This window comes from Cohnella sp. (assembly GCF_041641335.1).
Lineage (GTDB): Bacteria > Bacillota > Bacilli > Paenibacillales > Paenibacillaceae > Cohnella.
The window spans coordinates 1-9,886 of record NZ_JBEPYQ010000153.1 but is presented as its reverse complement, the minus strand read 5'-3'; the positions used below and the strand labels follow the sequence as shown (position 1 = coordinate 9,886).

Genomic DNA, 9,886 nt, shown 5'->3' with positions numbered 1-9,886 from the left:
AACACGCTTCACGGACCTGTCTATCTGCTGTTGGCTCAGCCTTCCTTCTTTAACGGCTTGCACGATAGCATCGTGTGCTTCGGTTATATTTTTCGGCATCAGTACGATATCGACTCCCGCGGATACAGCGCGCACGACGGCTTCCTCCTCGCCGAAGTGCTCCGCAATGGCCTTCATCGTAAAAGCATCGGATACGACGACGCCCTGAAAACCCATCTCACTCCTCAACAATCCAGTTACAATTTCCTTCGACAGCGTGGCCGGGAGAACGATCTTCGAACCGTCCTTCTTGGAGACCACCGTCTCATCGTCCAGGGCCGGGAAGGAGATATGACCGATCATGACCATGTCTACTCCCTGCTTAATCGCTTCACGGAACGACCGCAGTTCTACCTGTTCCAAGCGCTGCCGGTCGTGTGCCACGATGGGCAGTCCCAGATGCGAGTCCACATTCGTATCCCCATGTCCGGGAAAATGCTTGGCCGTAGCGATGATGCCCTCTTGCTGCATTCCTTTCATAAACGCCGTTCCCAGCTCCGAGACAAGCCCGGCGTCCGATCCGAAGGAACGAATGCCGATAATCGGATTGTCGGGATTCACGTTTACATCCAGCACCGGCGCGAAATTCAAATTCACGCCAAGCGCTTTAAGCTCAGCTCCCGTGACCTTGCCCGCTTCGAATGATAACGCCCGGTCCCCGGTAGCGCCGAGCGCCATCGCTCCGGGAAGATTGGCGCCTCCCGGTATTCTCGCGACGCTGCCGCCTTCCTGATCGATGCTCAGAAATAAGGGGATATCGCCGGCGAGCGCCTGCAACTGATGATTAAACGTCGTCAGCTGCTCGATATCCTCGATATTTTTATCGAATAAAATAAGGCCTCCCAGCTTGTGATCCCGGACCGTTGCCGTAATGCCGGCATTCACAGTGGTTGTCGCTTTGTTCTGCCACATGCGGATATCGGGCATCAGCATTTGACCCGCTTTCTCCTCCACGGTCATCAGCGACAACAAGGCCTCCCAATCCTCTCCCTCGATGGCCTTCGTCCTCTTAAACTGAATAACCCTCGATAGGAAAACGGCATACTCCGCCCGATTGACCGATCGGTTCGGCTTGAAGGTTCCATCGGGATATCCCCCCGCCAGACCATTGGACGCCAGCCTTTGAATAGACGCTGCAGCCCAGTGGTCCTGAACGTCCCCTAATTTCGTTGAAAGATTCCCGGCAGCAAGTGGATAAGCGCGGGTAAGCATCGCAGCGGTCTCCGCGCGGCTGATCGGCTCATCCGGTCTGAACGAGCCATCCGGGAACCCTCCGGCCAATCCCATGTCCGAAGCAATGCTAATCTCTCGCTGGAACAGATGAGACTTCGACACGTCCGTAAAATCCATCAGATTAGATGCCGACGCATCCGGATACAGTTCGCGTACCAGATAGGTAACCGCCTGCGCCCTGGTGATGGATTGCAACGGTTTGAACTTGCCCGCGCCATAACCGGCCACGGTTCCCCGATCGGCCAAATAACCGATGCCGTCCGTTGCCCACCTGGCCTGCTCCAAATCCGTAAAACGCTGCCCCGCCGCCGCTTCACCGGGATTCGCATTCGCAGCGACCAGGAGTACACTCGTGAACCCCAATACTAGACTAAACCTGCGCCAACCTTTCAATGCTGTCATCCTCTCTAGATGCACTCGCATGGTGACTATGATATATGTGGACGTAAGATTCCCTCGAAAGTTACTGCGATTCGATAGTTAACTTGTTGTGACTACCCTGCGGGTAAGCCATTCCATTCTAAGGGGCGCTTCTACACTAATATTCTCCTTTAATAACGAAGAACGAACCTCGAATTGTCCCAGCCAGCTTGGACTTCTGTCTTGCAAATTTGAACTTCTTCTCTTCCAGCTCCTTAGGGACTTCCATCCCCTCGGACAGTTTAAATCCGACGGCCCGCTTCTTGGGATCATCGACCGTATACATGACGTTGACCGCCAGACCATCCTCATAGAAGACAAAGGCCCATTTGATATTTTCTACTTGAAAACGCGATGTCTCCAAGGGCTGGGCCGTAAAGGCAATGCCGCGTTCCTCTTTCAAAACCCGGTTCACATAATCAAGCGTTTCCTGGCTTTCGCTCGCCGGCACGACGGTAAATTCGTGCTTGTATTTATTCATGAAGTACCGGGCTTCATTCGCACGCAAGCCGGCAAGCGCTCCTGCTACCGGCGAAGATTCCAGACCGGCTGCAGACACATGATTAAAATCAACGATAGCGGGCATCCCCATTCCTCCTCTGATCTTGTTTATTTATTCACAACCGGAATCCACATTTCCCCGTATACGAGGCCGTCTCGCTGCCCCATCTCAACCGTTGCATTGGGACCGCCAACATAGGCGTAATGATCGGCCGCCGGCAAAGCTTGACCGAAAGCAATGCCAGTAAGCATGCCGCCCAACTCATCCGCCGTCTTCCCTTCGCCTTTAACGACGAGATATTGTCCCTTGGGGAATTGAATCACTCTGTGCTCTTCCGGGATCGAGGCATCCGTCATGACGCCGGCATAATACATCATCTTGTGATTGACCGCTTCGTTCACGGCGAAGATGTAGTCGTTCGCGGCGACAGCTTTTAGAGCGTCAAGCCTGCCATCTTGCTCCACCGCCCGCCAGAAGTCTTGCTTCTCCTTGTTGATGCCGGCATAGTCCGTGTAATCGCTCTTCAGCTCCGTTCCGATACCAATTACGATAAAGCTGTCTTTCTCCTCAAAGGTATACGTTGCCATCATTCCAGCTCCTCTTCATGAACAGATCAAGTAATTTGTTTTTAATATTAGTGCTTCAGGCAGTAGAAGTCTATCGGCCTTTCAGAGTCTGCGGCTTTTCGGACGCATTGCCCAAGAAGCGATAACCAGCGCCGCATAGAACAGCGGGAGAATAACATGGAAGCCGTAATCGCCGTAATCGTTAGCGAACGCGTGAGATAAGGCCGCACCCGTCATTAGAAAAAAGAGACCGCTATAAGCCCACTCCTTAAGCCGAGGGAACCCCGGCATGACGATCGCAAGGACTCCAAGCAACTTCCAAGTGCCGAGAATGGTCGTGACATATAGCGGGAACCCAATATCGGTCACCAGATCGACATTCCCCCCATATCGCATCAGTTGTCCGATCCCGCTTAAGGCAATCGAGAATGCGAGCAGGATGGTGACGGTCCAATAAGCGGCTAATCTCCCCATTGGACGGGATGCTGCTTTTGCAATTTGCTCATTACCGACGATCGTATTCATTTTCATTCCTCCTCTTAGAAATGGATCAAGCCGTTTGTTTTTTCACTTGATGGGTTTATAATAACCATTAATCATGTCAAAATATGATACTGTTTAGAGGGCCCCATGAAAAAAGTAGAACGGATTAACGTCATCATGCGGTATATCAACAACCGCGCCCATTTTACGATTTCCGAAATCATGCGGGAATTCGGCATCTCTCGTTCGACGGCGATTAGAGATATCAGGGAAATCGAAGCGATGGGGATGCCTCTAGTCGCCGAAGTCGGGAGGGACGGGGGTTATTTTGTGATGAGCAACTCCGTTCTGCCCACTGTCCGCTTTACCGATAATGAGATTAAAGCTCTGTTTATCGCCTTCATGGCCACACGAAATCTGCAGCTCCCTTATCTTAAAAGTCGCCAATCTTTAGCGGAAAAAATACTCGGCCTCATCTCGGAAAACCAGCAAGACGACCTTATTCTGTTAAACCAAATCCTGCTGTTCGAAGGAACCAACCCCCACAATCCGGATCTGCTCGATCTGTCGGATCTGCCCCATCCGATGTTAGAGCAGTTGATCCAGACCCTTCTTAAGATCAGCTACTTGGTCGTTTCCGTCGAAGAGGCGAGGAAAGTAAAGATTTACCCCATCTACTTAATGCGCTTATATCGTGAAAAAAGCTCATGGCAAATAGAAGGCTTTGACCTCGAGGAGGAGAAGAGGCGGATTATTCCGGTCGACAATCTCACCGATGTGAAACCGTACTCCGGGAAAAAAAGATTCAGCAAGAAAAAGATTCTAGAACAACTGAGCATGCAGGAAGAAGCCGTCAACCTTGTTCTTGAGCTTGGTCCAAGGGCGATTGCCCAGTTCAAGAAATACCATCCACTAAGAATTACGATTTCATATACGAATCCTTATCAGACTACGGCTCTTATCAAGACATACATCAATGTTCATCAGCCGGATGAGTTGGCCGACATCACCAGCTGGCTGCTTTTCTTGGGCAGGGATATCAAGGTTAGGGAAATACCGAAAGAGATTGCGGATGGATTACAGGAGAGAGTGGATGTTTTAGGGAACAAGTAAACCCTGTTATCCGCCCTCAAGCCTGCCTCCCCGCCATCCGAACATCCGTAGACAGCCCCAGCTCCCGGTAAGCCAGCAGAACGGCTCCCACGACGGGAGGGAATGGCGGCTCGACGATTCGGGAGCGTCTGACAGAGCTCGCCTCCTAGGAGATGATCTCCCTGATCGTCATGTCCGGCAGCCGCTGACCGCCGGGCGATTGCCCCCATACCCCCGCCTCTCCATGACAAAACACCCCCAGCCCGCCAAGGACCAGGGGTAGAATCGTCTATAGCCGTTCCGCGGCCGCCTTGGCTTTCTTGATTCCGGAAGCCAGCAGCAGCGCCAGAAACCCGCCCGCCAAGCTCCACAGCACCGTCCCGTTCGAGCCGACCGCATCCCATCCGCCGAAGTACATCGTTTCCCTCAGCCCGCCGGAGGCGAACCGCAGCGGAGTCCAGGAATAGATCCAATCGCGCGTCGTTTCCGCCAGGAATTCCGGAGCCATGCCCAGCAGCGGCATCGAGAAAAACATCAGCAGCACGAGCAGCGCCATCGCCGGCAAGCCGATCCAGTTCAGCAGAGACGATTGCAGGAGGAAGAACGTCGCAGCCGCCAGCCATAGGAACATCCACGTCGCTCCCTCGCTTGCCAGCTCCATCCCGTACCAGGAAGAGGCCATCCAGACGACGAATCCCGAAGCGATTCCCGTCACCGCTAAGCCGATCACGGCCTGAAGCGCGACCGACGCCCATCTTCCGCCTCCGGCCGTACCGGCTTTCTGCCCCGCCATAAACAAGCTCATCGCCGTCACCAGACTGCCGATCCACATAATCTGCGTGAGCAGGCCCGGCGCGTTTCCGTTCGCGTTGTTCGCCCCCGAAGGATGAACGATCTCCTCCTTCACGACGATCGGCGTCAGCAGCGCTTGCGCCGCGCTTACCGGAATCTGCCCCGCTTGCTGCCCCATCTGCCCGAGCAGTTGAGTCGACAGCTCCAATCCGACCCTCCTCATCGCTTGGTCGAGAACTTGCCTCACGACCGTCGATGCCTGCATGTTCATGCCCTCGTTGACAAGGATCGCGATCTCCGCCGGCTTCGGCTCGTGCGACGCCAGCGACAGCAGGCCGCGGCTCAAATCCGCCGGAAGCACCAGAGCTCCGTAATATTGGCGTTCATCCAGACCTTCGCGCGCCTGCTCTTCCGAATCGACGATTGCCCAGGCAATCGGGAACGCCGCATTCGAGGTCAATTTCTCCTTGATCGTCTCTCCCGCCGCAAGCGCGCCTCCTGAGGGAAGCTCTGCAGGCCGGTCCAATACGACCAGGGCCACCGGCACGTCCTTAGCCTTCGTACCGACCACCGACCCCATCATCGCCGCCCCGAACACCGTAAGAACGAGCACGACGACAACAACGCTTAGCCAAGTCATTTTCTGTTTAAGCAAACCCATTTCTTCTCCATCTCCCTATCTCCAATAATGAACATAACGTTGATTATCGAGCAATGCGTTTATTATAATAAGACGGCATGGAACCTACAATAATCACATTTAATCCGACTGTTAACTACTCAACACAATCGATTCCGACTGTTCAGCAAGTGGGAAAAAAATCGTCAGCGGGAGGATCAGCGACCTATGAATAAGATTGATCGCAGGCAAATTCGCACGAAGCAGCTTCTGCGCCGGGCTCTGCTGGAGAGTATCGAGGAAAAAGGAATCGATCACGTTACCGTAACGGATATCGCCGAACGCGCCGACGTGAATCGCGGGACGTTCTATTTACATTACCGCGACGTGCCGGATATGATGAGCAAGGTAATGGACGAGATGTTCGAGCGGGTGTTCTCCCTCGTGAAGCTTCTCGATCCCCGCGAGCTCAGCGAATACGCCCAAGCTGCCGAGCCTTATCCGAAAGTCGTCAACATATTCGAAGAAATCCGGCGCAACGCCGATTTTTTCAAGGTGATGCTCGGACCTCGAGGCGACCTCTCTTACGCGATGAAATTTCGCAACCTGATGGCTTCCCATCTGTTCGGCAAGCTCGAATACCTGCTGCCCGAAGACTCCCAATCGCTCATTCCCAGAGAATATCTCGTCGCCTACATGACATCCGCCAACTTCGGCATGGTGCTGCACTGGATTCAGAACGGAATGCGGGAAACCCCCTACCAGTTGGGCCTGATCGCCACCCGGCTCGTGAACGACGGACCGATCGTTTCCTCCGGGATCAGAACGGCATCTCGCACGATGACACCGGGAAACTCATAACTTGCTCATGCTTTTCCGAAAACAATCTTAACAATTATCGCTTAATCTGGGTTCATCGCTATCCACTCGTACGCATCCGGGGTGATCTCGCTCATGTTCAACGCCGTCCCCATAACCGAACGATTCGCCGCCGTGCCGCTTAGAATATGGCTCACCCTGGCTTGCGTAACGCTGATTTGGAGCAACCTGGTCCATTATTTGACCGATTCCTATCGCGACAGCCTTATCCGGGAAATCAACCGGGACACCGCCTATGAACTATCCGCCAACGCTTCCGCCTTGGTCGCCGCCATCCAGAGCAGACTTCTGCTCACGAACGGCATTAAAGCTTTCGTCATCAACGAGCTCACCCATGCCGGAGCCTTATCCGATTCGCGCTTCCATACGTTCGCCGACAACTTTTCGGGCCGGATTCCCGGCATTCGCAACCTCTCGATCTATCCGAACGGAATCGCGCGGTTCGTCCATCCCTTGACGGGCAACGAGAACATCATAGGCTTGGATTTGTTCCACAGCGAAGATGCGGAAATCCGGCGCAACGCCGAACGGACCAAGCTAACGGACGACATGACGATTCTCGGTCCGCGCCAGCTGGCCCAGGGCGGTCTGGGCTTGCTCTCGCGGCAAGCGATCGAACGCGACGGCAAATTCTGGGGCTTCGTATCCGTCGTGCTGGATATTAATCCGATTTTGCAGGAAGCGGATCTGTTTAATGGAGATAAAGGCATCAATTTCGCCGTCAGGGGCAACTCGCTTGTCCTGATGGGCGATCCCAATCTGTTCGAAGAATCCGCCATTATCCGGAAAATAGAGCTGAGCGACGGCGAATGGGAGATGGCGGCGGTCCCCAACCGCGAGAGGCTGGAATCCGTCGCGTCCAAAATCCGGATTTTCCGGACGGTCTGCTTCGGATCGTTGATTCTTCTCATCTATTTCCTCTATGCCCAGATGTCGCAGAAAGCCCGTCTGCAGCAGATCGTGAAGGAACGCACCCACAACCTCGAGATCGCCAACAAGAAGCTGGAATCGACCTTCGACGAGCTGACCGCGGCTGCTTACCGGGACGCCGTGACCGGCTTGTACAACCGGACCTATTTTAACGAACAGCTGGTTCATAAAATCGAGAGCGGCAGGCTGGTCGGAGAGACGCTGGCTTTGCTGTACCTGGATCTCGACCATTTTAAGATGATCAACGATTCGTTAGGCCATATCCATGGGGACATGATGCTCAAGGAGGCGGGACGGCGTCTGGCCGAGCTGCCTCTTCCCGAAGCGGTAATCTCGCGTATCGGCGGCGACGAATTCACGATCATGATTCCTCGCATCGAGAGCATGGAGCAGGTTCGTCAGGTTGCTTATCAAGTTCGCGAGCTGTTCCAGAGCCCCTTCGCGATTCGGGACACCGAGCACTTCATGACGACCAGCATCGGCATCGCTCTCTTCCCTCTGCACGCTCAGGACAGCACTTCGCTGATCCGCAACGCGGATCTCGCCATGTATCGGGCCAAAGACGAGGGCAAAAATCAATTCCGCATCTATGATGTATCGCTGAACCCGAACGCCGAAGAAGCGATGGAGATCAAGAGCAGCCTGAGAGTCGCTCTGGCCAAGGACGAGTTTACGGTCTATTACCAGCCTCAGATCGAAGTGGAATCCGGCAGAGTCGTCGGGCTGGAGGCGCTGATCCGCTGGGTGCATCCGACGAAGGGGATCATCGCTCCGAACAACTTCATCCCGATCGCGGAGGAGACCGGGCTGATCGTTCCGATCGGAGAACGGATGCTGCAGATCGTGTGCGCCCAGGGCCGCGCTTGGCTGGACGCCGGACTCCCTCCGATCCGGATCGCCGTCAACCTGTCAGCCCGGCAGTTCGCCCAGAAGGACCTGCCGGAACGGATCGGAGCGATCGTCGGCGAGCACGGTCTCGATCCGCAATCTATCGAGCTGGAGATTACCGAGAACTTGGTGATGAAGGAAGACATGCAGCCCGCCTTGCATGCGCTGCGGGACATGGGCTTCACGATCTCGATCGACGACTTCGGCACCCAGTATTCGTCCTTGAATTACTTGAAGCTGCTGCCCGTCGACAAGATCAAAATCGACCGTTCCTTCGTCAGCGGCATCGCGAGGGACCGTAAGGATGAAGCCATCATCGTGGCCATGCTGCTCATCGCCAGCCGGTTGAACCTGACCGTCATCGCGGAGGGCGTGGAGACGAGCGAACAACTGGCGTTCCTGCAAGAGAACAATTGCCACGAAATCCAGGGCTTCATCTTCCATAAGCCTCAACCGGCCGATCAGATCGCCCGTTTGTTGGCCTAAGCCGGTTTGCCCTCATAGCAAAACCCGGAGCCGAGGCTCCGGGTTTTGTCGTATACGTTCTTGTTTCTGTTCGGCGTCTGCGGCGATCGGCTTAGAGCGTAGCTCTATATGCCGCTATTAGCGCGGTTAGCGCCGTACTGTAATCCTCTCCGGTGGAGTCCAGTGATTGCAGTATCGTTTCCGCGTAGGTAATCGCCTGCCCCAAGGCTTCATCCTGCAGCACTAGTTGTCGTCCCCGTACAAACGACAATTCGATCTCCAGCGCGAGCTCGACCGGTAGAACCGTTACTTTTAAGTCCGTGCCGCCTGGCGGGCTTATTCGCCTCACCCTTCGGAGCGCGAATTTTATACCAATTGACCTACAAATAGCTTGCTATATAGATCTCTCGGAGTAAAGATTGTACGGAATTATCGTTTAATCTTTGCCATCCTGGCTTTGCCCTAGCGTCGATATGTGCGATTCTTTTCCAGTAATCTCCTCCGCTAGACACCCAATTCGGTCGAAGAAACTCACGCAACGGTCTGCCAGACCGTTAGAGGCAGTCATCCGCTCGGTTTCGCTCACGTAGCGGTCTGTCAGACCGTTAGAGGCAGTCATCCGCTCGGTTTCGCTCACGTAACGGTCTGTCAGACCGTTAGAAGCAGTCATCCGCTCGGTTTCGCTCACGCAACGGTCTGCCAGACCGTTAGAGGCAGTCATCCACTCGGTTTCGCTCACGTAACGGTCTGTCAGACCGTTAGAGACGGTCATCCGCTCGGTTTCGCTCACGTAACGGTCTGTCAGACCGTTAGAAGCAGTCATCCGCTCGGTTTCGCTCACGCAACGGTCTGCCTGGAGCTAGAATAAAAAGTGGACACCTCATAAGAGCAGACAGATAATGAATACAACAAGAAAATGAGGTGTCCGGTATGGGGGAGCAAAGACAGCATTACAGCGAAGAATTCAAAGAGCAAGTC

The 9,886-nt window shown here is 54.3% G+C and carries 9 protein-coding genes; 3 read left to right on the top strand and 6 right to left on the bottom strand.

Features of this window, described 5'->3' with window-relative positions:
* From ACESLM_RS29655 to ACESLM_RS29640, 4 genes are all read right to left on the bottom strand, one after another.
* Positions 1-1,674 (bottom strand): glycoside hydrolase family 3 N-terminal domain-containing protein (locus ACESLM_RS29655; RefSeq protein ID WP_372638142.1); only part of this gene is annotated, 1,674 nt, incomplete at its 3' end.
* Between the two features lie 136 nt (positions 1,675-1,810).
* Positions 1,811-2,278, bottom strand: coding sequence for a phage tail protein (locus tag ACESLM_RS29650; protein ID WP_372638139.1), 468 nt, complete (start codon positions 2,276-2,278; stop codon positions 1,811-1,813).
* A gap of 23 nt (positions 2,279-2,301) precedes the next feature.
* Positions 2,302-2,781: a GyrI-like domain-containing protein gene (locus ACESLM_RS29645; RefSeq protein WP_372638145.1), complete on the bottom strand. Its 480-nt coding sequence runs from the start codon at positions 2,779-2,781 to the stop codon at positions 2,302-2,304.
* Between the two features lie 81 nt (positions 2,782-2,862).
* Positions 2,863-3,285, bottom strand: a complete 423-nt coding sequence (locus ACESLM_RS29640) for a DoxX family protein (protein WP_372638137.1) — start codon at positions 3,283-3,285, stop codon at positions 2,863-2,865.
* A 105-nt stretch (positions 3,286-3,390) separates the two neighbouring features.
* Here ACESLM_RS29640 and ACESLM_RS29635 point away from each other — a divergent pair, with 105 nt between their 5' ends.
* Entirely contained in the window at positions 3,391-4,356 is a 966-nt protein-coding gene (locus ACESLM_RS29635; protein WP_372638134.1) for a helix-turn-helix transcriptional regulator, read from the top strand.
* A 268-nt stretch (positions 4,357-4,624) separates the two neighbouring features.
* Here ACESLM_RS29635 and ACESLM_RS29630 read toward each other — a convergent pair whose 3' ends face one another.
* Positions 4,625-5,788: a YhgE/Pip domain-containing protein gene (locus tag ACESLM_RS29630; RefSeq protein ID WP_372638132.1), complete on the bottom strand. Its 1,164-nt coding sequence runs from the start codon at positions 5,786-5,788 to the stop codon at positions 4,625-4,627.
* 186 nt (positions 5,789-5,974) lie between these two features.
* On the opposite strand from ACESLM_RS29630, the gene ACESLM_RS29625 reads away from it, so the two are divergent.
* Positions 5,975-6,607 (top strand): TetR/AcrR family transcriptional regulator, encoded by a 633-nt coding sequence (locus ACESLM_RS29625; protein ID WP_372638129.1) that lies wholly within the window; start codon positions 5,975-5,977, stop codon positions 6,605-6,607.
* 93 nt (positions 6,608-6,700) lie between these two features.
* Positions 6,701-8,929, top strand: a complete 2,229-nt coding sequence (locus tag ACESLM_RS29620; RefSeq protein WP_372638126.1) for a putative bifunctional diguanylate cyclase/phosphodiesterase — start codon at positions 6,701-6,703, stop codon at positions 8,927-8,929.
* A gap of 415 nt (positions 8,930-9,344) precedes the next feature.
* On the opposite strand, the gene ACESLM_RS29615 is transcribed toward ACESLM_RS29620, so the two are convergent.
* Entirely contained in the window at positions 9,345-9,749 is a 405-nt protein-coding gene (locus tag ACESLM_RS29615; protein ID WP_372638123.1) for a hypothetical protein, read from the bottom strand.
* Between the last annotated feature and the right edge of the window lie 137 nt (positions 9,750-9,886).

What these genes read in the sequence shown, in the direction of transcription:
- ACESLM_RS29650 (WP_372638139.1), bottom strand. Translation starts at nt 2,278, where the DNA reads ATGCCCGCTATCGTTGATTTTAATCATGTGTCTGCAGCCGGTCTGGAA.
- ACESLM_RS29645 (WP_372638145.1), bottom strand. Translation starts at nt 2,781, where the DNA reads ATGGCAACGTATACCTTTGAGGAGAAAGACAGCTTTATCGTAATTGGT.
- ACESLM_RS29640 (WP_372638137.1), bottom strand. Translation starts at nt 3,285, where the DNA reads ATGAATACGATCGTCGGTAATGAGCAAATTGCAAAAGCAGCATCCCGT.
- ACESLM_RS29635 (WP_372638134.1), top strand. Translation starts at nt 3,391, where the DNA reads ATGAAAAAAGTAGAACGGATTAACGTCATCATGCGGTATATCAACAAC.
- ACESLM_RS29630 (WP_372638132.1), bottom strand. Translation starts at nt 5,788, where the DNA reads ATGGGTTTGCTTAAACAGAAAATGACTTGGCTAAGCGTTGTTGTCGTC.
- ACESLM_RS29625 (WP_372638129.1), top strand. Translation starts at nt 5,975, where the DNA reads ATGAATAAGATTGATCGCAGGCAAATTCGCACGAAGCAGCTTCTGCGC.
- ACESLM_RS29620 (WP_372638126.1), top strand. Translation starts at nt 6,701, where the DNA reads ATGTTCAACGCCGTCCCCATAACCGAACGATTCGCCGCCGTGCCGCTT.